The sequence below is a fragment of the Entomospira culicis genome (assembly GCF_028748145.1).
Taxonomy (GTDB): domain Bacteria; phylum Spirochaetota; class Spirochaetia; order WRBN01; family WRBN01; genus Entomospira; species Entomospira culicis.
Window position 1 is genome coordinate 216766 of the sequence record NZ_CP118181.1, and the last position, 24330, is coordinate 241095.

General features: G+C 47.7%; 22 protein-coding genes. 15 read left to right on the forward strand and 7 right to left on the reverse strand.

Annotated features, from left to right (window positions below):
- The 5 genes from PVA46_RS01045 to PVA46_RS01065 form a co-directional block, all read right to left on the reverse strand.
- Window positions 1-651, reverse strand: a complete 651-nt coding sequence (locus PVA46_RS01045; RefSeq protein WP_167694926.1) for an adenylate kinase — start codon at window positions 649-651, stop codon at window positions 1-3.
- Window positions 648-914: a hypothetical protein gene (locus tag PVA46_RS01050; protein ID WP_274360301.1), complete on the reverse strand. Its 267-nt coding sequence runs from the start codon at window positions 912-914 to the stop codon at window positions 648-650. Before PVA46_RS01050 ends, PVA46_RS01045 begins: the two co-directional genes overlap by 4 nt.
- A gap of 65 nt (window positions 915-979) precedes the next feature.
- Window positions 980-2077 carry a hypothetical protein gene (locus PVA46_RS01055; protein WP_167694927.1) on the reverse strand — a complete coding sequence of 366 codons (1098 nt, stop codon included), beginning with the start codon at window positions 2075-2077 and terminating at the stop codon, window positions 980-982.
- Window positions 2077-3930: a DUF1538 family protein gene (locus tag PVA46_RS01060; RefSeq protein ID WP_167694928.1), complete on the reverse strand. Its 1854-nt coding sequence runs from the start codon at window positions 3928-3930 to the stop codon at window positions 2077-2079. Before PVA46_RS01060 ends, PVA46_RS01055 begins: the two co-directional genes overlap by 1 nt.
- Before the next feature lie 34 nt (window positions 3931-3964).
- Window positions 3965-4948, reverse strand: coding sequence for an alpha/beta hydrolase (locus tag PVA46_RS01065; protein WP_167694929.1), 984 nt, complete (start codon window positions 4946-4948; stop codon window positions 3965-3967).
- Between the two features lie 142 nt (window positions 4949-5090).
- Between PVA46_RS01065 and PVA46_RS01070 the strand changes: the two genes are divergently transcribed.
- Genes PVA46_RS01070 through PVA46_RS01085 form a run of 4 tightly spaced genes read left to right on the forward strand, consistent with a single transcriptional unit; the run spans window position 5091 to window position 11155 of the window.
- Entirely contained in the window at window positions 5091-6698 is a 1608-nt protein-coding gene (locus tag PVA46_RS01070) for a hypothetical protein (protein ID WP_167694930.1), read from the forward strand.
- A 5-nt stretch (window positions 6699-6703) separates the two neighbouring features.
- The gene (locus PVA46_RS01075) at window positions 6704-8221 is read left to right on the forward strand and encodes a motility associated factor glycosyltransferase family protein (RefSeq protein WP_167694931.1); all 1518 of its coding nucleotides are present in this window, start codon (window positions 6704-6706) and stop codon (window positions 8219-8221) included.
- 36 nt (window positions 8222-8257) lie between these two features.
- Window positions 8258-10387: an ATP-dependent DNA helicase gene (locus tag PVA46_RS01080; RefSeq protein ID WP_167694932.1), complete on the forward strand. Its 2130-nt coding sequence runs from the start codon at window positions 8258-8260 to the stop codon at window positions 10385-10387.
- 3 nt (window positions 10388-10390) lie between these two features.
- Window positions 10391-11155: a hypothetical protein gene (locus PVA46_RS01085; protein WP_167694933.1), complete on the forward strand. Its 765-nt coding sequence runs from the start codon at window positions 10391-10393 to the stop codon at window positions 11153-11155.
- Window positions 11156-11236: 81 nt separating this feature from the next.
- Here PVA46_RS01085 and recA read toward each other — a convergent pair whose 3' ends face one another.
- On the reverse strand, window positions 11237-12370 hold the full coding sequence (gene recA / locus PVA46_RS01090) for a recombinase RecA (RefSeq protein ID WP_167694934.1): 1134 nt from the start codon (window positions 12368-12370) through the stop codon (window positions 11237-11239).
- A gap of 140 nt (window positions 12371-12510) precedes the next feature.
- Between recA and PVA46_RS01095 the strand changes: the two genes are divergently transcribed.
- The 7 genes from PVA46_RS01095 (at window position 12511) to priA (ending at window position 18560) form a co-directional block, all read left to right on the forward strand.
- Window positions 12511-13134, forward strand: a complete 624-nt coding sequence (locus PVA46_RS01095) for a zinc metalloprotease (RefSeq protein ID WP_167694935.1) — start codon at window positions 12511-12513, stop codon at window positions 13132-13134.
- A gap of 100 nt (window positions 13135-13234) precedes the next feature.
- Window positions 13235-13399: a 50S ribosomal protein L34 gene (gene rpmH / locus PVA46_RS01100; protein WP_167694936.1), complete on the forward strand. Its 165-nt coding sequence runs from the start codon at window positions 13235-13237 to the stop codon at window positions 13397-13399.
- Window positions 13380-13772, forward strand: a complete 393-nt coding sequence (gene rnpA / locus PVA46_RS08385; RefSeq protein ID WP_167694937.1) for a ribonuclease P protein component — start codon at window positions 13380-13382, stop codon at window positions 13770-13772. Before rpmH ends, rnpA begins: the two co-directional genes overlap by 20 nt.
- Window positions 13723-13986 (forward strand): membrane protein insertion efficiency factor YidD, encoded by a 264-nt coding sequence (yidD, locus tag PVA46_RS01105; protein WP_420828751.1) that lies wholly within the window; start codon window positions 13723-13725, stop codon window positions 13984-13986. The genes rnpA and yidD overlap by 50 nt, the downstream gene beginning before the upstream one ends.
- Window positions 13987-14043: 57 nt before the next feature.
- Window positions 14044-15891 (forward strand): YidC/Oxa1 family insertase periplasmic-domain containing protein, encoded by a 1848-nt coding sequence (locus tag PVA46_RS01110; protein ID WP_167694938.1) that lies wholly within the window; start codon window positions 14044-14046, stop codon window positions 15889-15891.
- Window positions 15888-16583, forward strand: a complete 696-nt coding sequence (gene jag / locus PVA46_RS01115; protein WP_167694939.1) for an RNA-binding cell elongation regulator Jag/EloR — start codon at window positions 15888-15890, stop codon at window positions 16581-16583. Before PVA46_RS01110 ends, jag begins: the two co-directional genes overlap by 4 nt.
- Window positions 16584-16592: 9 nt before the next feature.
- The gene (gene priA, locus PVA46_RS01120; protein ID WP_167694940.1) at window positions 16593-18560 is read left to right on the forward strand and encodes a replication restart helicase PriA; all 1968 of its coding nucleotides are present in this window, start codon (window positions 16593-16595) and stop codon (window positions 18558-18560) included.
- A gap of 17 nt (window positions 18561-18577) precedes the next feature.
- On the opposite strand, the gene pgsA is transcribed toward priA, so the two are convergent.
- The gene (pgsA, locus tag PVA46_RS01125) at window positions 18578-19189 is read right to left on the reverse strand and encodes a CDP-diacylglycerol--glycerol-3-phosphate 3-phosphatidyltransferase (protein WP_167694941.1); all 612 of its coding nucleotides are present in this window, start codon (window positions 19187-19189) and stop codon (window positions 18578-18580) included.
- A 166-nt stretch (window positions 19190-19355) separates the two neighbouring features.
- On the opposite strand from pgsA, the gene yajC reads away from it, so the two are divergent.
- From yajC to PVA46_RS01145, 4 genes are read left to right on the forward strand one after another with little or no spacing between them, the layout of a single operon-like run.
- Entirely contained in the window at window positions 19356-19691 is a 336-nt protein-coding gene (yajC, locus tag PVA46_RS01130; protein WP_167694942.1) for a preprotein translocase subunit YajC, read from the forward strand.
- Between the two features lie 46 nt (window positions 19692-19737).
- Complete coding sequence (gene secD, locus PVA46_RS01135) at window positions 19738-22455, forward strand: protein translocase subunit SecD (protein WP_167694943.1); 2718 nt, start codon at window positions 19738-19740, stop codon at window positions 22453-22455.
- Window positions 22452-23726 carry a histidine--tRNA ligase gene (gene hisS, locus PVA46_RS01140; RefSeq protein ID WP_167694944.1) on the forward strand — a complete coding sequence of 425 codons (1275 nt, stop codon included), beginning with the start codon at window positions 22452-22454 and terminating at the stop codon, window positions 23724-23726. The genes secD and hisS overlap by 4 nt, the downstream gene beginning before the upstream one ends.
- Window positions 23719-24327: an SAM-dependent methyltransferase gene (locus PVA46_RS01145; RefSeq protein ID WP_167694945.1), complete on the forward strand. Its 609-nt coding sequence runs from the start codon at window positions 23719-23721 to the stop codon at window positions 24325-24327. The genes hisS and PVA46_RS01145 overlap by 8 nt, the downstream gene beginning before the upstream one ends.
- Window positions 24328-24330 lie beyond the last annotated feature (3 nt).

Sequence of the window (24330 nt, forward strand, 5' to 3'; positions counted from 1 at the left end):
CTAACGATTATCTCCTGTGTGGGCAAGGAGCGTTAAGAGATCGTCAAACACCTTGTCCATATCTTGGGAGCTATCCAAATCGGTAAGGAGCTGTTTATTTTTATAGTACTCAATGAGGGGCTGTGTTTCGGAGGCATAGACGGTAAGGCGATGTTTAATGGCCTCGGGTTGGTCGTCTTTGCGCACGATGAGTGCATGTCCACAGTGGTCGCAAATGCCCTCTTTTTGGGGAGGAAAGTCGTTTTTATGGAAGCTTGCGTTACAGTGAGGGCAGACAAGTCGTCCGCTGAGTCTGGCGATGATGACCGTTTGTGGCACAACAAAATTGATCGCTTGGTCGATGGTAGAGATCGTAGCTAGAGCGTCGGCTTGTGCAAGCGTACGCGGAAAGCCATCTAAAATATAGCCATGGTGCGCATCTTCTCTGCCTAAGCGATCGGCGACTAAGGCGATGGTAAGGGCATCGGGTACGAGTGCGCCACTACTAAGAATCGACTTTACCTCATTGCCAAGAGGCGTTTCATTTTTAATATTCTCTCGAAAAATGTCGCCCGTAGAGATGTGGGGAATGCCCATATGAACGGCTAATCGTTGCGCCATTGTGCCTTTTCCCGCACCGGGGGAGCCTAAAAAAATCAACTTATGCTTCATTGTTTCTCCTGTGGTTGATGCGTAATTTGCACTACGCACTTGTATGAACCAAATTGTTTAAAAATATAGCGAATTTTACACTCACTACTACAGTAGTGGCGTCGAGAGAGCGTGAGGACAAAGGGACGATGGCAGTTGATACATAAGCGATACTTCTGCTCGCAGGTAGCACTGCAAAAGACGACAAGATCGTCCTTCTTCTTTAGATAAGAGCCACATGTTAGACAACGTTTGTAATATTTGTTTAGAATCCATTCACTCACATATTCTAGTGTACATGAAAAAAATGCTTTTATCAAGAGATTTTCGGCATAAAAGATCGATATTATTAGGATGCATGGAAAATTTCATACTCCTCGATGCTAGAGAGCCCAATATCTTGCCAATTGAGGTGTTCTGCCACGTGCATAATCAATTTAACGGCGATTTCGGGCATGAGGGCAAGGCTACAAGATTCTCGTTCGTGGGTTTCAAAGAGATTCTCAGGATGTTCCCCAAATTCATAGAAATTTTTTCGCGTCATGGTCGCGCCTCTTCCGCCTAAATCAAATGCGATGGGCGTAATAATCTCGCTAATGCCACGCGTACCAGTAAAGGTGAGTTGAACCATCTTATTACTATTAATGCTGGTGGTGCTTTGGGTGTAGTGCATATTTTTACTGCGCCACTCGATGCCACCTTGGAGGGTATCAATTGCCGAGATCACCTGTTCGATGCTAGCTAGACGGGAAGGATCGTCGTTATGGGTTTTGGTGTTGATTTTGGCATAGCGGATGGGAAAGTACGACAAAAATCCTTTGCCAGGCAGGTCTAGGCGTGCTTGGTGGGCAAGCAACTGGAGCACAAATTGGCTATCGCGATGGTGCACTGGCAGGTGAAGAAGCTCTTTTTCTGGCGAGATAGTAATACGCAGTAGCCCCATGCGTGAGCGCGTGCCCATGCCCATGCCATAGGCAATGGAGGGCGAGGGATAGCCACGGGTAAGCAGTGCATGACAAAGTTGTCCCGCATCGCCTCTTGCGCCAATCAGGGAGATAAGATGCATTTCGGTGCTTAAGAGTTGCTCAATCACTTGGCGCTTGAGCGAACTTGTCTCCATCTCTGCGTGTTGGTAGATGTGCGTGTAGAGCGTAACGGCTTGACTAAGCACCGAGCCACGTCCGGGTACGAGAAGATAAAGATCGTCTACGAGTGTCTGGAGGTAGAGAAGCTCTAACTCGTAAGGAACGTAAAGCTCAAAGATATCTTGTTGTTCGTCTTTGGTTTGGATACGCGTTTGCCAAAATTTTTTAGGGGGAATGGTGGCACTGCGCGCACTCTGGGTAAGCACATAGGGGCTTTTGAGCTTGGTGAGGGTGGCGATTGCCTCTTCTTGAAGTGCGTGGTTGAGAGTGAGGGTGATTTTAATGAGTTGATGTGGGTGCATTATTGCGATCCTCCCGCTTGTTTGAGTCGGCGTTGTTGAATCTTCTCGCCAAGACTGATGGTTAGTAAGATAAGAATGGGGATAGTAGCACCGAGGGTTAAAAAGCCAAATTGTTCGCTACTTTGAAAGTATTGATTTAAGCCCAATCCTACGGCGATAACCAGAGGCACCGTAATTGGCCCAGTGGCGACACCGGCGGCATCCCACGCAATTGCCATGTATGTACTTTCGCTGAATATGGTTAAGAGAAGAGCAATGGTATAGAGAGGCAAAAGAATCAAGATAAAGGGGATATCAAACATCATCCGCAACACGCCAATTGCCAGACCAATGCCCACCCCTAGCGCGACTTGCTTGATGAGCTGTGCTTTAGGAAAACTACCGGCAGTCAGTTCAGAGAGGGTGTTGGCAAGCGCATGCAGGGTAGGTTCGGCAACCACAGCGCCAAAGCCAAGAAGAACAAAAAAGGCAAAAAAGAGTGCCATTTTACCCCAAGGCAGGGCAATTTCCTCCTCAAAGATGGGGTGATCAGCGCGTAGATGATAGGTCTTTTGTTCGGCATCGTAGAGCGCTTCTTCAAAGGGAATGTAATTTATCTTATCATCTATAACCAACGGGAAGAAGGCAACACGTTCGCCATCTGCCTTTGGGAAGTATGCTAGTTGATCGATTTGGAAATTTTCGATAGTTTTAGGCGGAGCTTCGGTAGGCTTAATAATACTAGAGACGTTCGCCCCTACGCCTTGCCCAAGGGGCGTGAGACCGGTTTGGATGCCGTAGTTAAGGAAGAACATGCCCACAATGCTAAAGAGAACGCCCAGTACTTTTTCATCGATGAGGTTGGGCTTTTTGCGGATAAAGAGCATGATAATTACGACCAACGCTAAGACTAAAGGCCCTACCGCCGTGATGGCCGCGCCTAATTGGCTGAGGAAGAGCTGTAGATGTTCGGAGAGTTGGCTTAGCCAAGACGTATCGATGTGCTCTAGGGTGTTAGCGGTAAAGATACTGGCTTTTGGGTCTTGTAAAAATATTTCTAATGTCTCTTGTGGATGGGGCATACGGTTGCGTAAGAGCAGGCTCAAGGTTAAAAGTGCATTGATAGGGCCTAAGTTGGCAAGGGTAACAATGCCTAAGCCGTTGCTGTCGGAGTTGCTACCGGTGGTGCGATTGATTCCTAACCCAAAGGCGATGATAAGCGGAACGGTAACTGCGCCCGTAGCGATACCGCCTGCATCCCACGCTAAGGCGACCATTGGGCGTGAGCGAGGGTCGAGGTAGGCGATAATGGAGAGGGTGAGGGCAAGTAAGAGGAGGGTAATGATAAAGGCTTTAAGCGAGAGATTCTTCAGTGTCATAAGGCTACCGGCAAGCATGGCAAAGCCTACGCCAAAGCCTAGCGCAAGGATAAAGAGAAAATTATTTTCATTAAAGAGATAGTAAAGTAGCGGTGCTTGATGCATGGGGATAAAGTTTGCCACACTTTGGAGCACCACCATAGCAGGCTCGGCAAGGGTTGCTAGCGCACCGAGGGCGAAGGCTAAGCCTAGCGTGATGGTGAGGGGCGTTTTATTGGGAAGTTCGGCACCAGCCATCTCGGCGAGGGGCATGACGCTAAGAAAAAGACCCTCTAAAAAGAACGCAAGCCCTAAGACGACTGCGACTAAGCCTATAAAAATGACAAGAGGATTATTGAGGGAGTTGCCAAGGATAAATACTTGAAATATAATAAGATATAGCGAAATAAAGCTAATAGCTTTAAGCTGTGCAGATACCTTTTTTTGGGCGTATCCACCTAGGAGCGTCATCGCTTGCGTGGGGGTGATGGTGATTTTTTGATATTTTGCGTTCATACGTTACATATAATAACACGATTTGCAAAAAAAATCAATGCAATTTTTCTTGATTGATATAAGGAAAAGTTGCCTGTAGGGCGCGAGCAAAGTCGGTACGCCAGAGGCTCCATTGATGTCCTGCACTTGGGGTTACAAAGATTTTGGCGTGGGGGACGTGTTCTGTAAAGAAGTCGTGGAGAAAGCGCGTGCCAGAATCGGTGATGGGGTCGGCGTCGCCATAGAAGAGGAGAATATCGAGCTCTGCAAGCCGATCAGGTCGGCGCTCATGGAGGTAGGGATAGGTTTTGGGGATGAAGAGCAGGGCATTGAAGGGTTGTGCCTCCCCGGCAAAGGCAAAGGCGCGATATTGAATGACGTTTCTAAGAACGATGCGCTCTCGCCAATTACCGGGGGTAGCATCGGGGTGGGTCTCGGGATTTAAGGGCGAAGGCAGAAAGAGCGCTGGGGAGAAGAGCCATAGGTGGGCAAAGGTATCGCTATGATGGAATGCATAATTGAGGGCGCCAAAGCCACCCATACTAATGCCTGCGATGACACGTTTTTGCGGGTCGGTAGAGATGGCGTAGTAGAGGGCGATGTGAGGTAGGAGATCGTGAAAGAAGGCGCTCTCAATCGAGCCAAAGGCTTCGGAGTCTACCCACCAGCTCTGACGAAAACCATTGGGAAAGACCACAATTACGGGATCAATCAGGTTTTTTTCAATTAAGTCATTAATAAGTGACGCGAATTTCTTAGTCTCAAAGCTCTTGTCGGTATTGAACATGCCGTGGAGCATAAAGATGACGGGATACTTCTCCTCTGGATGCTCGCTCACCACCTTAGGTAAATAAATGCTATAACGCCACTCATTTTTGAGCGTGGGCGAGAAGAAGGCGCGATGATGAATCTGTTGCGCCATAAGTTTAGGAGTAAATATCATAAAAATCACCAAGAACAAGGAAACATTAAGACCCAGCCATGCGGATCTTTGCAGAAACGTATCAGAACGATTATCGCCTAAAATAAGAGAGACCATATCACTCTAGTTTACATGATATCCATAAAAAAAGCAAGAGTTTGGCAATTTTTAGTTGACAAAAATAGGGAATCTTGCCATAATAGAGAAGATTGTAGCGATGCAAGCATTCATAAATATTGTCCAAAAAGAGATAGGAACCATGTCGAAGAGTAAGAGTCCCAAAACATTAGAAAAAGCCCCTTCCGCACAGGAACATGTTATCCCCATGCCTAAAAAGAGTGGTAGAAGTACGGTCATTGGCTGGATGCTACTGGTGATGATTGTTGCCTCTTTTGTGGTTGCCCCACTTTTTGCCGTGCTTGCTAGTGGTGGCGTTAATCAAGCGAAATTTGGTCAATACGGCTCGCGTACGGTTGCCTTTACGCAGGGTAGTAGAATGGCGCGTATCTTTGAGGAAGATCGACAACGTATTGCTTCTCAGATAAACGATCAAAATGCATATATGATTATTCCCATGCTTCTTGAGCGATCGTTTGAACAGGCAATGATGCAGGAGGCTTGGCTTGATGAGGCGCAGCGTGCCGGTGTCTTGGTGAGTACCGAAGAGGTGGCGCGTGTTTTACGGGATATGGGCGTAACGAACACGATGCTCGCCAATATGAGTGTTGTTGATCGCAGTTCTCAGTTTGATAGTCAGCGTCAAGCTTTGAGTGTCCGTCAATTTCAGTCTGGCGCAATGGACGGTATCGCACGTGATCCAGCTTTTAGTCAGCTTATGTTAAACCCGATGCAAAAAGAGCGTCAAGTTTCTATTGCTTATTTACCATATAGTTCCCTTTCTGATGAATTTCTCGCCGATTATGCTACTGCACATCAGGATCTTTTCCAAAAATGGTATTTGCGTCGCTATGTGCACACGGGTGATTTAGCTAGCGCGCAAGAGGTTCATCAGAAGTTACTTTCCGGTGAGGTGAGTGTCGAGCTCTTAGCCTCGGCGCAGGCAAGCACGCCGTTTAGTCGCGATGTCTATGCCGCGCAAGGTGGTTTGATGGGTGCGCAATATTTTTATCAACTCCAACAACAGACGGGAATGGATCGCTCTGAGCTTTTGCCTCTGCTTTCGGCTTTACGCGAGGGGGATGTTACCGAGCCTCTGCCCTTTATCCAAGGATTTACCGATGAGGAGAGTTATCTCTTTTATCAGCTTGAAGGTGTTCCCCAAGCCATTGATATGAGCGATGAGTTAGACAAAAATGCGCTTCTCACCTATCTCATTGAGCGGGATCGCGATACGTTGTCGCAACATTTTGGTGCACTTTTACAGCCACTTCAAGGATCGCAAGAAGATTTTACCTCTTTTATGACGGGTCTCAATGCTACGGTGGGCGATAGCGATTACTTTTCTATGGTCTATGGCTTGAATATGCAGGGGAGCTACTCGCCCTATCAGGGGCTAATTACTTCCTTTGAGCAGGCGTTCCCTTCCTTGGAGAATTCTACAATTCAATCGCTGATGCGTAGTCGTGAATTTTTCCAGCAAGCGTTTAATGCTCCGCTCAATGCATCCCCTACACTAATCCTCTTAGGCAATGGGGTGGCTTACTTTACTCCTATTGCCGAACGCACCTATCAGGCGCTCAATATGCAAGAAGATCTCTATTATATGGAGGCATTTGTGCGCATGCAGAGTGAACTTGGGATGCAAGAGTATTTTAAAAATTCTTCTCGCTACCGTGATGGTGCTTTTGAGCGCGCTTTAGCCCGCTTTATGAAGCAGACGGGAGTGATTGCCCCTAATCGTTCTTAACCCCAATGCAACTAGAGATGATTCGCGCTCTCGATGGCGATACCCTTCGCTATCAAGGGCGTTATCTCTACTCTTCACGCTATCCACAACGCCAAGCGCTCTCGCGCTTCCCCTCTATTTTATCGCCTAACACATTGTATGTAGTGGTTAGCCCGTTGCTTCACTATGGATTATTTGAATTTGTTTCGCAAGTCCCTGATAACTCGGCTATCATCTGCTTAGAGTTGGATGCAACCTTAGCCCAGTTTCACCGTTCCTATCGATTAAAAGAAACACTAAATTTTCGCTACTTGGAGACGATGGATTCTTATCTGGTGGAGCATTGGCTGAAGGATTGGGAATTCTTGGCACTCAAGACGCTTGTGGTGATCTATGCCTCGGCGGGACACCAACACTTACTTGCTAATTATACGCAGTTTATGGATAGTATCAAGGTTTTGGTAGAGCAACAGCATAAGAATGCGCAAATGTTACAACGGGTGCATCGGCGATGGTTGCGTAATTGCATTAAACAGCTTGCTTCTGCGCCAGTAACGTATACGACGTTACCTCGAATGGAGCGCCCGATTGTGGTAGTGGGTGCGGGGTTGACGTTGGAGTACGCTCGCGATTGGTTGGCAGAGCGTGCTGGATCGTACTATGTGATTGCTGTGGACACTGCCTTGCCGGCGCTGATGGCGTATGGGATTACGCCCGATTTGATGATTTGCTTAGAGGCGAGTGTGATCAATTTGCTCGATTTTATTGGGGTGTACTACCCTGATGTACCGATGCTCTGCGATCTTAGCGCTCATCCACAAACAAAAAGATTGCATGCGGGGGAGACTTTTTTTACGCTTAGTGACTTTAGCCACGCCTCATTTTATCAGCGTATTCGTGAGGTGTTTGGTCTACCTAGTTTGATTGCGGGGGGATCGGTGGGCATTACCGCGATTACCCTCGCTCTCCAGATGAGCGATCAACCGATTATCCTTTGTGGTATCGACTTTGCTTTTACGTTGGGTAAGAGTCATGCGCGTGGAAGCTATACGCACGCCATGCAGTTGGCTGGTTATCATCGTCTTGTGGGGATACCCCTGTTGCAGGCAACGCTTGAGCGCCCGTTAGTCAAGGTGCAAGGAGTGCAAGATCATCTACTGGATAGTGATGTGGTGATGCAAAGTTACGCGCAGATGTTGATCCACAGCACGACAAAGCGGATCTTTACGTTGAATTCGCCTTATGCGATGGCGATGGGATTACCGTTATGGAATGATGAGATTAGCCCGATGTTTGCGGAGTCAAAGCCAAAGATAACATGGTCTAGTACCGCGGTGCATCGTGCGGTGCATCGGGCATGGTGCAAGCGAGAGATGACTTTTTTGGAGCAATTTATTAACGGGGATCTCTCCTGTTGGCAAGAGCTCTCTTATCTTTTTGTGGGAGAGGAGTATAGTCGCGAGATTGCCCAATCTTCCCAAGCCAAAAGGCGTGCGATAGAGGTGCTTGGTTGGTGGCAAGCGAGCATGGCATCATCAAAATAAAACCTTCCTAAGCAGGTATTTAGTAGGAGTATCATCATGAGCGAGGATTCAAGCCCTAAGCCGTTACCAGAAGATCTTGTAACCAAAGTGTTGGGAGAGGGTGGTGTATTGAGTCGGCGGGTGGCTGATTATGAGGTACGTGAAGGGCAGATTGCGCTGAGTCAAGCGGTGGTGGATGCCTTTAATCATGATACGCTTTTAATCGCCGAAGCAGGCACGGGTACGGGTAAGAGTTTTGCCTATTTAATTCCTGCGATGGCGTGGGCGGTGCGTAACGAAGAGAAGATTGTTATCTCTACGGCTACTATCAATTTACAAGAACAATTGATGCGTAAGGATGTCCCGATGGTACAGTCGTTGCTTAAAAGTGAGATTCGGGTAGAGCTAGCCAAGGGTCGTCAAAATTATCTCTGTTGGAAGCGATATGAAGAGACCTTGGCGGAAGATGCGCACTTTCTGGCCAGTATGAATTACGGGATGGATGAGCTTGCCCAGTGGGTACAGCGTAGTGAAAGTGGCGATCGTGGTGAGCTAGAGATGGTGGTGGAAGAGGCGCTTTGGCAGAAGATTAATTGCGAGAGTGAGAGCTGTTTGGGCAAGAGTTGTGTTGATTATGACCGTTGTTTTCTCAACATTGCGCGCAAAAAACTCGAGGCAGCGCATATCATTGTCGCCAATCATCACTTGGTCTTTGCCGATTTAGAGCTACGTCAACTCACCAGCGAGGTGGTACGCCTTTTACCCGCATATTCAAGACTTATCTTTGACGAGGCGCATAATATTTTACACTCGGCTACGAGCTTCTTTTCGAGTCATCTTACACACTATAGCATCAATCGCCTCTTGAGCCGTTGGCATCGACGCAAGGGACACGAGGGCTATGGCTTATTGCCCCAGATAGAGCGGTTTTTACAGGGGGATAGCAACGTGAAACATGCGATTAATCAGGCGTATCACTCTTTGGAACAGACGCGCGAATCTGCCCAGCGCTTGATGAGTCAGTCGGCGTTGCATATTAGTGAATCTTTTCGGTTATCGTCGGTGGTGGTGCCGGCGCATTTAGAGGCTGGGGTGTTGGTGCCATTGGGCGATCTGGCGAAAGAGTTAAAGCGATTGCAGGCACAGATCAAGAAGCTGGTGGATGCGGTGAAGGAGCGTAGTGAGGCGAATTTACCTTTGGTGTTAGAGGCGCGTCAAGGATTACAGCGCATGCGTGAGATGGCCGATGTGGCGAAGAGCTTTCTGCATTATCTGGAGGATGAGGGGTCGGTGTACTGGGGCGAGCGTCGTCGCACGGTTGCGCATGAGGAGTATGTGCGCTTTGAGGTAACGCCATTGGATTTGGGCATTCAGATGCGTAGTTTGGTGTACGAGGCGCATGCTACGGTGATTATGGTCTCGGCGACATTGAGTATGAATGGTGATTTTGCCTATTTTAAGCGCAATTTGGGACTCAATGGCTATGATGGGCGCGAGGTGCATTTTCGCACCTATCTTTCACCATTTCGCTATGGAGAGTTGGCCTTTTTGGGGCTTCCCACCGATGGGCCTGCACCAGAGCGCCCCTCGTTTGATACTTATGTGGTAGAATTTTTGAGCCGTATCTTTATTGGATCGCAGGGCAGAGGATTGGCGCTCTTTACCAGTTATCGGGCGATGCACCATGCCTTTGAGATCCTCAAGGAGCGCCTTGAACCATTGGGCATTCTGGTATTGGCGCAAGGAGAGATGGCACGTAGCCATCTGGTGCGTCGCTTTGAGGAGCATGGATCGGCAGTGTTGCTTGCCACCGACAGCTTTTGGGAGGGCGTCGATATCAATAATCGGATGCTAAAGGTGGTGGCGCTCTGCCGACTGCCCTTTGCTCCGCCCAACTCACCTATTGCCCAAGCCAAGAGCGAGGCGATGGAGAAGGCGGGTTTGTCGCCTTTTATGCAGTTGCAGATTCCCGAAGCAGCGATAAAGCTCAAGCAGGGCTTTGGTCGATTGATCCGTAAAGACAAAGATTTTGGCTTGATCTATATTTTGGATAATCGTATTAAAAGCAAGGCGTACGGCAAGCTTTTGTTGCAATCCCTGCCACCGGCCAAAACGGTGAGCGGGAAGAGCCAGTGGCTTATCGACGAGGGCATCGCCTTTTTATCTACCCATCAGGAGAAGGAGTAACGAATGGAAGAGAGTCATGAGAAAAGAGTAAAGGGCGCGCCAATGGCGTGGCTTAGGTATGGTATGGTTTGGCTGGCAAATGTCGCCTTGATTTATGGGCTTAGCTCGCTGGTCATCTCAAGCTGGGATGCATTTATGCCGAGGTGGCTGGGCTTCTTTACGGTGCTGGTAATGGGTACGGCCGTGGTTCTTGGCTTACTAGAGCTGGCTTTGTTCCAGTTGCTGGGCTTTAACCCACATCCTTATCCCACCTATGCCCTCTCAAGTACACAACGGGTGATCAACGTAAAACATTATTATATCTGGAGCTATGCGTTGGTAATATTAACCCTTATCCTTTTTCTGCTACCCCTACCTCTGGCTAGGTGGAATAGTGATGGCTTGGAGATTTTGTTTGGCTATCTCTTTTTGACGAGCTTATTAGGGACGTGGGGTTATACTCCTAAGAAATTTTTACTCATAGAGTATTTAGCGCAAAAACATGGTGATATTTTTACCAAAAAATTTAAAAAATTGATGATGATTTATGGTATACTATTATTTTCTCCTATAATAATTGGCTGGGCGTTGGTTTGGGTTTGGTGGATAAATCCGATATTGGTGGCTACGGGGTGGGTGGCATTGGTTACACTCTTCATGCCAATCTTGTCGGTGTATAATACCACGCGTCGACAGGCACAGTGGTTTATGGAGCCTAATCACGAGCTTTTTTTAGCATGGCAAGAGCAACGTCTTGCCGAAGTGTTAGCGAGTAAGGGGAAGAAGTAACGGCATTATTATGACCAATGTTAGAAAGAATACTCTTTTTAGAGGAGGGGTCAGACGGAGCAATAAGGAGTCTCTCTTAAGCTAAAAGAGAGATTCGTCCTCGTTATCGGTCTTATCGCTAGACTTTTTCTTCTTCTCTTTGACTGGTTCTTCGGCAGGTGCGCTCTCTTCGGTATCGCCGTGGATGATGGCTTGAATTTGCGCGGTAATCTTCTCCCAGACTTCAGGGTTACTCTCGAGAAAGAGCTTGGCGTTGTCACGTCCTTGCCCGATCTTCTCTTCGCCATAGCTAAACCAGCTACCTGATTTTTGGATGAGGTTGTGCTTCACCGCAACATCTAGGAGGCTTGCCGAGGCGGAAATACCCTTGCCGTAGACCAGTTCAAGCTCCACCTTTTTGAAGGGAGGGGAGACTTTATTTTTGACAATTTTCACATTGACTTTGTTGCCAAGAATCTCGTCGGCACTCTTCATGATAGTTTCGCCTTTACGCACCTCGATGCGCAAGGAGGCATAAAATTTGAGGGCGTTTCCTCCGGTGGTGGTCTCGGGGCTACCGTACATTACGCCGATTTTCATACGGATTTGGTTGATAAAGATGATGCAGGTGCCACTCTTGGCGATGACGGAGGTGAGTTTGCGGAGCGCTTGGCTCATGAGACGGGCTTGGAGACCGACGTGATTGTCGCCCATTTCGCCGTTGATTTCGGCTTCGGGAACGAGGGCAGCGACGGAGTCGACAACAATAATATCGACAGCGCCAGAGCGTGCCAGCTGTTCGGCGATTTCTAGGGCTTGTTCCCCTGAATCGGGCTGGGAGACCCAGAGGTCGTCGACATTAACGCCTAGGGCTTTGGCGTAAGCGGGGTCGAGGGCATGTTCGGCATCGACAAAAGCAGCGATTCCGCCTTTTTTTTGGGCTTCGCAGACCGCATGGAGGGCGAGGGTGGTTTTACCCGAACTCTCAGGGCCATAAATCTCGATGACGCGCCCCCTAGGGTAGCCACCTACGCCAATCGCCTCGTCGAGGACAACCGACCCCGAGGGGATGACTTGGATGTCTAGCTTGGGATTTTCTCCCATACGGATAAGCGAGCCCTTACCAAATTGGCGTTCGATCTGGACGCGGGTGGCTTCGAAGGCCTCATTTTTACCGGTGGTGTCGTGATGTTTTTCGATGGAAGATGCCAATTTTTCGTCAGATTTTTTTGCCATGATGGGTTGTGCCTGTCCTTTTCGTGCTGATCTCTTAACAAGTATAACACATCGCGCGCCTCTTTGCAAGGGTGGTTGGCTGTGGCTTGCTTTTTGGGGATAAGTGTGGTATAGTGGGGGGAGAAAGTAGGAAGGGTGCGATGGAATTAGTAATCATACTTGGCGTGGCGTTGGGCAGTTATGCGTTGCATGATACGGCGCAATTATATGTGGCATCGTGGTTAAAGCGACGGGTCAACGGCAAGCGGGTGGGCTTTCCTGCCGATATCACCAGCTACTTTAATCTTCAACGCATTGGCTTGACGATCTTTTGGGGATTGGGTTGGAGCAGTGAATTCCACTTTTTATATCGCGATGCCTCGCAGTTTCGTTGGGGGCGTTTAGGTGTGATGCTCTTGCATCTTTTTAGCCCGATTTTTTACTTGGTGATGGCGCTTTTTTGGTTCTATATTGGCTACTATCTATCGATATTACCAGACTTTATTCGCACGTTCTTTATTGGTAATCTAAGCTATTTTAATCTTAGCATGGTCATCTTAATGCTCATCCCCATCCCACCCTTGAGCATGGGGCGACTGCTCTTTAGCTACTACACCAAAGTGGGGATGGAACTCAAATTACGCCAACTAGAATTTTATGGAAATTTACTCCTTGTCGGCATCATTCTCGCCTCTCAACTATTCCATATCGAGATCATCCCCTTCGATACCCTCCGCCAAGAGACCCTTATCCTCCTCCAAAAGATAGGATTGTTGAAAATTTAAGCGCAAGAGGATTGACAAGAATGCTAAAATTTGTCATAGTATTAGGCAGTAATGTAAGTATCACTTAGCGTGAGCCTAGTTGTGAGGAGAATGAGAGATTATGAGTAAGGGAAAACGAACCTACCAACCATCAAAGCGTAAACGAGTGCGCAAATTCGGCTTTAGAGCTCGCATGGCAGACTTTGGTGGACGCGCAGTATTAGCCCGTCGCCGTGCCAAAGGTCGCCATAGCTTAACGGTTTCGGATGAAAAAAAATCTTACTAAAAGAGTAAGACTCAATAAGCAGACATTTAAGCTCACTCTTCAGCAGGGTAAACGCCTAAGATATGCTCAGATGACCATCTTCTATCGAGAAAATCAGCTGAGCATCGCGCGTTATGGTGTGGGTGTGGGCAGAAAGTATGGCAATGCAGTACAGAGAAATAGAGCCAAGCGATTGCTACGAGAGGCGTTAAACAAGGTGTATCTACATATCTTATCTTCCTACGACATTGTTGTCCTAGTTTATGATAAAGAATTATCCCTCTCCTCTTGTGCCAATCAGCTTAGCCATATGTTTGAACGACTAGGAATCATAAACAGAGATCATGATGAAGCTCTTACCTACAATACAGATTATTCTTCGCCCGTTGAGTAGTATCATTAATACCCTAATGATAGCACTGGTGCATTGTTACCAAAAGTGCATTTCCCCACTTAAACGGCCAAGCTGTCGTTACTATCCCACTTGCTCAAGCTATACGCTTCAGGCACTTAAAAAGCATGGTCCTTGGCGTGGTAGCTTCCTTGGCATTAAACGTATTTTACGCTGTCATCCTTGGCATGAGGGTGGTATTGATCATGTTCCCTAACTTACAGAAAATGATATTTTGCATAGATTTTAAAGAAAAAGGATTGATAAATTTAGCATGGATAAGCGACTTATTTTAACGATTGCACTGGTCAGTATTGTCTTTCTCACCGGAAATTTTGTCATGAGCAAACTCTATCCCCCTGTAGAAGTTCCCACCCACACAGAGGCTTCGGGCGTGGCGGATGCCTTACCCGCTACCTCCACTACTGCCCTTAGCTTATTTGTTCCTGTAGCAGGAGAAGAGGGAGAAGTAACTCCAATCAAGGAGAGCACTTATATTCATAGTGATGGGCTTTATGAGATAACCTTCTCCACGCAGGGCGCAACCATGCAATCCTTAAAGTTGCGCGAGTTTCACGATCCGCGTACCAAAGAGCCTATCGAATTGGTGCTACCTTTTAACAGCGAACCTGCGGGGGCATTTACGCTCTACTTTCCTGAGGATAATAGCTTAAAACCATTAACAGCGAACTTCACCTTGATAGAACAGCGCGCTGATGCGCTGATTTTTGCTTATGATTTTCGCTACACGTTAGCGCAAGCTGGCGAGAGTCAATCCATTCGTCTGCTTAAGGAATTTCACTTTAACGAGGAGTATCTCTTTAAAGTAAACGTTGCATTTGTTGCGCTGGATGATCTTCCCCTACCTCAGGCGTTACTCACAGGTGGGTATACGTTGGAGAGCCTACCTCAATTGGGTCCTGATTTTGAGCGTTTAGATGGACGTGATACCTTTCGTCATTCAATTTATTTAAACGCCGACAAAAAACGGGTGATGGCTAAGATGCGTGCAGGCGTGGCTACGGCTAATGATGGCGCACTTTGGGCGGGGGTGAGCGAAAAGTACTTTTTACTCTTGGGAATTCCTCAAAATGCACCCTTACGCATGCACTGGAGTACGCGTTCTCTGGACGAAGAGACACAGAAGAGCGGATTACAATTTAATGTTACGCGTGGGGCAACCACTGGTCGTATGCTTGAGGTGCGTGATGAACTCTTCTACTATATGGGGCCAAAGCAAGAGGCGCAGTTGTTGCGATATAATATCGCCAAGGATAATGCGTGGGGCGTGAGCGATCTCTACCTCAATCGGGCAATGGACGCGCATGTCTTCTTGGGGGTAATTATTACACCATTAAAGTGGATACTCTTCTTTATTTATGGCTTTGTGGGCAACTGGGGTTGGGCGATTGTCATTTTGACAGTTTTGGTCAAGCTTTTACTCCTTAAACCCTCGATCTCCAGTGCGGTGAGCATGTCCTCGATGACCAAGGTTCAACCTAAGCTCAAGGCACTCCAAGAGAAGTACAAGGATAATAAAGAGGAATTAGCGCGAAAACAGATGGAGCTTTATCAAAAAGAAGGGGTTAATCCAGCGGGTGGGTGCTTACCGATGTTGATTCAATTACCGATTCTTTTGGCGCTCTTTTCGCTCTTTAACCAGTACTTTGAGCTTCGTGGTGCACCGTGGATTCTTTGGGTGCAAGATCTCTCTTCTCCGGATAAATTCCTTACGTTTAGCCGTCCTTTGCCCCTATTGGGCTGGAATTATCTCAACCTCTTACCCATCTTTTATATTGTAACCCAGATGCTCACGACTTTTCTCTCGATGAATGATACCACGGCCAATAACCAACAAATGCGCACCATGATGTGGCTACTACCACTTATCTTCTTCTTTATGCTCTACAACATGCCCTCGGGACTCTTCCTTTACTGGACAGTTTCGAATATTTTAGGGCTCTTCCAGCAGCTTTTAATTAACCACTGGAAAAAAGATGGGACATTAGAGAAGATGCACGCGAAAAAAGAGGCAAAAAAGCGAGGGAAAAATCAACAGCGCGCCCAATTGATGGCCGCCTATCAACAACGACTAAATCAATCTAAAGGAAAGAAGAAATGATAAGAGAATTTGAAGGCAAAAATGAACGTGAAGCAATTGAAAAAGCCGTACAAGAGCTTGGCTTAGAGAGTGCCGACTTTGATGTTGAGATCCTCTCCAGCGAGGCAAAGAAGGGATTTCTCTTCAAGCGATCGAGTGTGCGGATTCGGGTGCATGTTGCCGATGAGAAGGTTAAAGAGAGTACGCCTGCGGTGAAGAGTCATACGCCTGCTACCAGTGAGCATGCGCAGGTACGTGAGGAGAAGGCAAAGGATTTTCTCTTGACAATGATTAAACATATGGGTTATACCGCCACGATTAATGTGGTTTATGATCAACAGGGGCGGTTGCACTTGGATATTGTCTCGTCGGAGGCTGCGGTGTTGATTGGGCGTAAGGGTAAAAATTTGGATGCGCTTCAGCTCTTGGTGAGTGTCTATCTTAATACGATCTTCTCGGATGAGACGGAGGAGCGCGTGATTGTAGATGCAGAAAATTATCGTGAGCGTCGTGAGGATGCGATTCAAGGCATGGCGATGAAGCATGCAAATTTAGCGGTGAAACAACGTAAGAGTCGCTTGCTAGAGCCGATGAATCCGTTTGAACGTCGCATTGTGCACACGACGCTTAGTGATCGTGATGATGTGATTACCCAGAGTGAAGGCGAAGGTCTCTATAAGCAAGTGCGCATCATCTATAAAGGATCGCACTAGGATGCTGACATGGAGTATTGGGTAGAGGTTGCTTTTAAGCTTCCGATGAAGCAACTCTTTACTTATACGGCTTCGCAGTTGCTAGCGATTGGGGCGCGGGTTGTCGCGCCCTTTGGTTCTCGCGATTTGGTGGGCTTTGTGGTCGCTTCGGGCGAGGGGATTCCACGAATTGATTATACACTCAAGCCAATTAAACGTCTTTTGGATAAGGGGAATGTTCTTTTTGAGCCTTCTTATCTTGAATTTGCTACGTATTTAGCTAGATACAATTTCTGCTCCTTAGGTGAGGCGCTCTTTGCGATGACGCCTAGCGGACGTAAAGAGATTGAACCTCACATTATCACCTTGAGCGTCGCGCAACCGATTGCTCCAGAGGCTTTAACCGATAGTCAAAAGCGTGCTATTATGCAGATGCAAGCCAAGGTTGGCTGGTACTATCTCTTTGGACATACGGGATCGGGCAAGACGGCGGTCTTTATGCTGATGATTGCCGATGCCTTGAGGCGTGGTAAGCAGGCGATTTATCTTTTACCGGAGATTGCTCTGGTTGCTTCGGTGTTGGGGCTATTGGAGCGACAATTTGGCAAGGAGCGCGTGGCGGTGTTGCACTCTGGGTTGAGCCCAAGTAAGCGCTTGCATCAATGGCAACGTATCTTGAAGGGTGAGGTCGATATTGTCTTGGGGGTGCGTAGCGCGATTTTTGCTCCGCTTAAAAATTTAGGGTTGATTATCTTAGACGAGGAGCATGATCCCTCGTATAAATCGCAGGCGACACCACGTTTTCATGCGCGTCAAGTGGCGATGTATCTGGCGCGCAAGGGCAGTGATGTTACACTGATTATGGGATCGGCAACGCCTTCCCTAGAGGCCTATCATGCGATGCTGGGCGGAGTGATTGAGCGGGTTGATTTGGTGGGATTTGCCGGAGGTGGCAGGCAATCCGTGATTGAGTTGATCGATATGAAGCTGGAGGAGAGTCAAAGCGTTTTCTCCAAACGGGCGGTGGATGAGATCTGGCAAAGTAAAAAATTGGGTCGCCAGAGTCTTATCTTTATTAATCGACGTGGGTATGGGCGTTATTATCTCTGCCCCAATTGTCGTTATGAGGCTTTTTGTCCGCACTGTAGCGTCTCGCTGACGTATTATCGAGATAAAGATAGGATGCTTTGCCACTATTGTGGTTACACTCAGGCGAAGATTGAGAGTTGTCCGGCGTGTGGGAGCCTGCGTGGAGGGTATAAGTCGTTTGGTGTGGAGGTGGTGGAGCAGGAGGCGAAGCGCATTTTTGGTGGGCTGAAGATTTTGCGTCTGGATAGCGATAGTGTGCGTCAAGATAAGAGCCAACTGGAGGTGGTTGCCGCCTTTGAGCGTGGCGAAGCCGATTTATTGATCGGTACACAGATGCTTGCCAAGGGTTTTAATTTTCCTCTCTTGCGTGCGGTGGTGATTGTCTCAGCAGATGTGGGGTTGAACCTCCCTGATTTTCGGGCAACGGAGCGCCTCTTTACTTTTTTACAGCAAGTGGCGGGGCGCGCGGGGCGTTATGAGGAGTTGGGATTGGTCTTGGCGCAGAGCTATGTGGTGGAGCAGTCGGCATTACAGTATACATTGAACAACGACACCGAAGGCTTTTTACGCAAAGAGTTAGAAGCAAGACGGGAGACGGGATTTCCGCCTTTTAGTCGGATGTTGCGGTTGGTTTTTCGTGGGGCAAATGAAGATGCGGTGATCGCCTTAGCCGAGAGTAGCTATCAATATTGGAGTGATATCTTGACAAATTACGGGCTTGCCGTGGAGATGCTTGGCCCCAGCGAGGCGGTGTTGCGTCGGATTGCGGGGAAGTATCGCTGGCAGATTATCTTTATGGTAAATGACTATCCGCAATTTATGCAGATCTTTAGCCATCACTTTGACTCCATGCCCAAACGTAGCGGGGTATATTGTGAGATAGAGAACGATCCACTTACATTGTTGTAGGCGATAGGCTTGTTGCTTTACTCTTTGATAAATTCTTGCATGTAGGGCGTACGCATAAAGATGGCAAAGTAGCTAGCAAAAGAGAGTACCGAGGCTAAAGCGGTGAGCATGAAGACGATATTGAGGAGTTGGAGGGTGGCTTGATTGTGGGTGAGGTGTTGAAGTTGTGGGTAGTTGAGAGCAAGGAAGTAGAGCATGCCTAGCAGGCTCATGATGAAGTAAAAGATGGCTTTGGTCTTGCCTGCCGAGGAGGCGCCCATAGCTACGCCATGTTTAGCGGTAACGGCGCGAATAAAGGTAATGGAGAGTTCACGCCAGAAGATCAGGAGTAAGGGCCAGAAGCTCACCCAACCTACTTGCGTAAAGAGGGCAAAGTAGGTTACTCTACTTAAGACATCGGCAAAGGGATCGAGCAATTTTCCCATATCAGAAGTGAGATTGTATTTACGGGCAATAAAGCCATCCACAACATCAGAAATTTCGCAATAGAGCCATGCGCCAAAGAGTACCCAAGCGAGTGTCGTACGTAACGGGGTATATGCTTCTAACTGGTGTGTATAGAGAAAAAGCAGATAAAAAATCGGCGTAATAAAGAGTCGAGAGACTGTTAGCTTGTTGGGTAATGTCATAATATCTCTAGTTTACCAAAAAAATCGTCAAATTGTCAAGCCAAAAAGCCTCTATCCGTGGGATTTTCTCGATAAGAGGATTGACTAAATGGCAATAATATGGTATCAAGATAGGAATAATAGTAGAGATGATGTCAATTTTTAGGAAAAGACAAAGGAGCGAAGAATGAACGGATGGATGCTACAGGCAGCACCGGCAGGTGGACAGGCAATGGGGACGATGATTATGTTTGGTGGAATGTTTTTGATCATCTACTTTATGATGATGCGTCCGGCAGCCAAGCAACAAAAAGAGCTTAAAAAGATGCGTTCTAGCCTGAAAAAGGGCGACAAAGTGATTACCGCTGGTGGCATGCGTGCAAAAGTTGATACCGTTAAGGAGATCGATGGTCATCAGATCGTTGTTTTGCAGATCGACGATAACGTGAAAGTGGAATTTTTGGCTTCTTCGATTGCCAGTGTGGTGCGTTCCAACGAGAACGCTGTGGAAAAGAGTAAGTAAGCAGGTTAAAGTAAAAAGTACGGTGTAAGGAAGGGTAAAGAAGTATATGGGCAAAATAGTTAGACTCATTATTGTAACCTCGATGATCGCATTGTCGGTGGTGTTTTTGTATCCTACGTATCAGTGGTTCTTCTCTGGTATGAGTGAGGAGCTCAAGGTGGCTGCGGTGCAACCCAAAGAGGTGATCGGTCAGCAGGCTAGAGTGCAGGCACAGTGGGATGTACAAGCCTTAGAGGCGTTGGTTGTGCAAAGTAGAGAGAATCCAAGCCAGATGGTAACCTTACCTGAGGAGCTTGGCTACTTTTACGACTACGCTAAGCAGACATATCGATTGGCGAAGGTCGCTTTTCCTGCTAATCCTAGCGTACCAGATCTCTTACGCTTTACCCAGTCTCGCGATGAGTTGATCGACTTTTCTCGTAATTATCACGGGCAGAAGGTGCTCGATGTAAAGCGCATTAAAGAGCGTGCGTTTAATCTTGGTCTCGATTTAGCTGGTGGCTTGGGGGCGACACTACGTGCTGATTTTACTCCGCTGGTGGAGAAGTTAGAGCGCGAACCTAATGTGCAAGAGATCAACGATGCGATGGTGAGCGCCGTAGATGCGGTGCGTAATCGTGCCGATCGCTTTGGTGCGACCGAACCCAATATTCGTCGTCAAGGTAGCGATCAGATCCTAATCGAGCTTCCGGGGGAGCAAGATCCCGATGCGATCAATCGCCTAGTTGCCCAACAGGGAAGCTTATCCTTTCATTTGGTTAATATTGAACAGACCAACCTTATGGCTTATTACTTTAGTCAAAATCCCACGGCTATCGAACTAATCGATACGCGTACGGGTCGTTTTACCGATACTAACATCTTGAGCGCCGATTATCTTATCTTCCCTTACTCGGTGCGCGATAAATTTGGCGAAGAAGAATTTCGTGGATATTACGTGCTCGATGCCGAAGTGAGCATGGCAGGCTCGCACATTAAGGGCGTGAGCATCGGTAGTTCTGACTTTGGTGAGCCGACGGTAAACTTCTCCTTAGACAATGAGGGGGCGGTTATCTTCGCTCGTCTTACTTCAGAGAATGTGGGCAGACAATTAGCCGTGGTGATGGAAGGTAGCATTAAGAGCGTTGCCAATATCGCAGGGCCAATTCCGGGGGGAAACGTGCAGGTAACTGGCTTTACCCCGATTGAAGCGCAACAACTTTCGATTGTCCTTAAGAGCAGTGGCTTACCCGTTGACTTGAGCATTATCAACATCCAAAGTGTAGGGCCTACGCTTGGGGCGGAAACCATCGAAGCTGGTGTACGTGCGCTTCTTTTTGGCTTTTTGTTGGTGGTGATTTTTGCCGTGGCCTACTATAAGGGATCGGGTGTGCAAGCCTCGATTACCTTATTACTCAACTTGCTCTTTACCTTGGCGCTACTCTCTTCGATTGGCTTTACTTTGACGCTGACCAGCATGGCGGGTATCATTTTGAACGTGGGTATGGCGATTGATGCGAATGTGTTGATCTTTGAGCGTATTAAAGAGGAGCTACGTGCTGGGCATAGCCGAAAGGTTGCCATCGAGCGCGGATTTGCACGTGCCTTTAGTGCAATTTTTGACTCTAATATTACCACGTTTATTGTGGCGCTCTTCCTCTCGCAGATGGGATCGGGGCCAGTGAAGGGCTTTGCGGTGACGCTTGCGATTGGTATCATTACCAACCTCTTTACCGCGGTGTATATCTCTCGACTTCTTTTTGATATGGGTAGCGACTGGTTTCGCGCGCAAAATATCTCGATTGGTTACGGTGCTAGCGTGCGCCCTGTCGATAAGAGCCACGCAAAAGAGGAGCGTAAGTTACCCTTCTTGCGTCTGGCGAAGATGGTTACCCCGATTGGTCTGTTGGTTTTAGCCGGACTTTGGGTGGGAACATTTACGCAAAAAGGCTTCAATGTGGGTGTTGACTTTAGCGCCGGATTGAGCATGAATGTCTTTATCGATGGCGAGGGTAGCTTAGTTGCCGTGCAAGATGCCTTAAGTTCGGTGGATAATGTCAAGGTGGTGGATGTCGATACGCGTGGCTACTTCCGCATTAGTGTGCCCGAGAGTAGCGAGGAAAATTTTGCTGGAGTTACCGAGCAGAAGATTATGGAGCTTTTACGTGGACAATTTGGTGAGGCGAATCTTTTAAGTAGTGAGTTTGTGGGTTCTTCCTTCTCTGAGGATACGATTAGTGGGGCGCTTAAGGCGATTTTGGGATCGGTTGTCCTTATCTTATTCTACTTGTGGTTGAGGTTTAAGCGCTTAGGCTTCTCGTTGGCAACGCTTCTGGGTACGGTGCATGATGTGGTCTTTATTTTAGGTTTTATTGGCGCACTTCAGTTGGAGGTTAGCTCGGCGACGGTGGCGGCAGTTCTGGCGATTTTGGCCTATTCGCTTAACGACTCGATTGTTATCTTCGACCGTATCCGTGAAAATGGACAGAATTTACGCTTTGGATCTCGCATTGAGGATATCATTAACGGATCGTTAAGCCAAACGCTTTCCCGTACCATCCTTACCACGAGTAGTACAATGCTCGCTATTTTGCCGTTGATTATTTTTGCTACGGGGTCGGTACAGCTCTTTGCTATCAAAATGATGGTGGGTATTACGGTGGGAACCTACTCTTCTATCTTTATTGCAAGTTTGGTCTACTACTTTTTCATTAAAAGGCGCGATGGTGAACACTTTGCGGTAGAGAAGAAGCGTGTGGTGGCAAAAGGGTCGAGCCAAGCATGATAGAACCACGCATTGTTAAGGGATTTCGCGATGCTCTTCCGCAAGAGGAGCATCTGCGTCGCCAGATTATGGAGAAGCTTGCCGATGCCTTTGCGTTGCAGGGCTATGAGGCGATTGATACGCCAACGTTGGAGTACACCGAGACCTTATTAGGCAAGAGTGGCGGGGAGACAGAGAAGCAAATTTTTCGTTTTAAAGATGCCGGTGAGCGCGATGTTGCCATGCGCTTCGATCTCACTGTGCCTCTGGCGCGCTATGTAACGATGCATCGTGATGAGTTGGCGCTACCCTTTAAGCGCTATCATATTGCAAAGGTCTGGCGGGGCGAGAAGCCTCAACGCGGGCGCTTTCGTGAATTTTATCAATGTGATTTTGACATTGTGGGTAGCGATGATGCGATGGCCGATCTTGATATCCTTATGACGGCGCAAACTGCGCTGGTTTTACTCGGCGTGCCTGCCTTTGTCATCGAGGTGAACCATCGCGGGATTCTACTGGGTTACTTGGAGCAGTTGGGAATTGCTCAGCACAATACCGAAATTTTGCGATCCCTAGATAAGGTGGATAAGCTAGGCTGGCAGGTGGTGGAGACGGAGCTTCTTCCATTGATAAGTGCTGAAATGATTGCGAAGCTCAAGGATTTTATCACACCAGCAAGCGATGCTTGGGCGACGATTGCTAAGCTACGTAACTTGATGGGTGATCATGCGTCGTTGTTAGTGTTGGAAAATCTTTTTAGACAATTTAAAGCGCTAGATGTTGCACATTTTTTCACCGTTAATCCTAAAATTACGCGTGGGTTAGACTACTATACAGGCATGGTGTTTGAGACGTTTCTGTTAGATGATCGGGCGTTAGGGTCGATCTGTTCTGGTGGTCGCTATGATAACCTAATGGCACTCTATAGTAAAAATCCTATGAGTGGCGTGGGTGGGAGCATCGGTTTAGATCGCCTCTTGTCGGCAGAGAATATTTTATCGCAGCTTAATATTAGCGAGCGTTTACGCATGATGATTTATGCCCCCGTTGACTTAGCCAAGGTGGGGGCATTAATGCGCATGTTACGCGATTTAGGTGTGGTGGTAGAGATCTATCCAGGGCAGAAAAAGGTCGATCAACAGACTAAGTATGCGCTACGCAAAGGGGCAAGGTTGGGCATCTTTGTGGAGGGCGAGGGTTATACTTTACGTAAATTTGTCGAACGAGAGAGCCTCAAGGATCTCTCCTTAGAGGCGCTGATTGCTCACCTTAAGGAGCACTATCTTGCCTAAAGCGGGGGGAAATCGTCGTAGTAGTAACGACTTTTGGGCGGAAAAGGCCAAGGTGGAAGGGTATCCTGCGCGTTCGGTGTATAAGTTGGAAGAGATTTTGGCAAAGAGCGGAGGCATCAAGAGCGATAGTTTAGTCCTCGATCTTGGGGCAGCACCTGGAAGCTGGTCGTTTTATTTGGTGCGTAAGCATCAGGCGCGCGTGGTTGCCTGCGATTTGAAACCATTGGATAGTAAAGTCTTGGCGAATAAGCAAATCGATTTTATTAAGGGCGACTTTTTACGTGAAGATGTCTCGGCAAAAATCGCTAGCTACGGGGCTTATGATGCAGTGGTTTGCGATGCTGCTCCTGCTACCACGGGCGATCGCTTGGTGGATAGTGCGCGCAGTTATCGGCTGGTGGAGCAGGCGTTGGGTTTGGCACTGGCGCATTTGGTGGAGGGCGGACTCTTTATTGCGAAAATTTTCGCTGGTGGTGATGAGCAGGAGCTGATCGAGCAGGCGAAACTTCATTTTGTCGATGTAAAAACCATGCGTCCGAAAGCGGTGCGCAAGGAGTCATTTGAGCTTTACCTTGTGGCAAGCAAATTTAATAAGAGTTAGAAT

Bases quoted from the DNA above. Each gene is read 5' to 3' on its own strand.
- PVA46_RS01045 (WP_167694926.1), bottom strand. From the start codon at position 651: ATGAAGCATAAGTTGATTTTTTTAGGCTCCCCCGGTGCGGGAAAAGGC.
- PVA46_RS01055 (WP_167694927.1), bottom strand. From the start codon at position 2,077: ATGCACCCACATCAACTCATTAAAATCACCCTCACTCTCAACCACGCA.
- PVA46_RS01060 (WP_167694928.1), bottom strand. From the start codon at position 3,930: ATGAACGCAAAATATCAAAAAATCACCATCACCCCCACGCAAGCGATG.
- PVA46_RS01065 (WP_167694929.1), bottom strand. From the start codon at position 4,948: ATGGTCTCTCTTATTTTAGGCGATAATCGTTCTGATACGTTTCTGCAA.
- PVA46_RS01070 (WP_167694930.1), top strand. From the start codon at position 5,091: ATGTCGAAGAGTAAGAGTCCCAAAACATTAGAAAAAGCCCCTTCCGCA.
- PVA46_RS01075 (WP_167694931.1), top strand. From the start codon at position 6,704: ATGCAACTAGAGATGATTCGCGCTCTCGATGGCGATACCCTTCGCTAT.
- PVA46_RS01080 (WP_167694932.1), top strand. From the start codon at position 8,258: ATGAGCGAGGATTCAAGCCCTAAGCCGTTACCAGAAGATCTTGTAACC.
- PVA46_RS01085 (WP_167694933.1), top strand. From the start codon at position 10,391: ATGGAAGAGAGTCATGAGAAAAGAGTAAAGGGCGCGCCAATGGCGTGG.
- recA (WP_167694934.1), bottom strand. From the start codon at position 12,370: ATGGCAAAAAAATCTGACGAAAAATTGGCATCTTCCATCGAAAAACAT.
- PVA46_RS01095 (WP_167694935.1), top strand. From the start codon at position 12,511: ATGGAATTAGTAATCATACTTGGCGTGGCGTTGGGCAGTTATGCGTTG.
- rpmH (WP_167694936.1), top strand. From the start codon at position 13,235: ATGAGTAAGGGAAAACGAACCTACCAACCATCAAAGCGTAAACGAGTG.
- rnpA (WP_167694937.1), top strand. From the start codon at position 13,380: ATGAAAAAAAATCTTACTAAAAGAGTAAGACTCAATAAGCAGACATTT.
- yidD (WP_420828751.1), top strand. From the start codon at position 13,723: ATGATGAAGCTCTTACCTACAATACAGATTATTCTTCGCCCGTTGAGT.
- PVA46_RS01110 (WP_167694938.1), top strand. From the start codon at position 14,044: ATGGATAAGCGACTTATTTTAACGATTGCACTGGTCAGTATTGTCTTT.
- jag (WP_167694939.1), top strand. From the start codon at position 15,888: ATGATAAGAGAATTTGAAGGCAAAAATGAACGTGAAGCAATTGAAAAA.
- priA (WP_167694940.1), top strand. From the start codon at position 16,593: ATGGAGTATTGGGTAGAGGTTGCTTTTAAGCTTCCGATGAAGCAACTC.
- pgsA (WP_167694941.1), bottom strand. From the start codon at position 19,189: ATGACATTACCCAACAAGCTAACAGTCTCTCGACTCTTTATTACGCCG.
- yajC (WP_167694942.1), top strand. From the start codon at position 19,356: ATGAACGGATGGATGCTACAGGCAGCACCGGCAGGTGGACAGGCAATG.
- secD (WP_167694943.1), top strand. From the start codon at position 19,738: ATGGGCAAAATAGTTAGACTCATTATTGTAACCTCGATGATCGCATTG.
- hisS (WP_167694944.1), top strand. From the start codon at position 22,452: ATGATAGAACCACGCATTGTTAAGGGATTTCGCGATGCTCTTCCGCAA.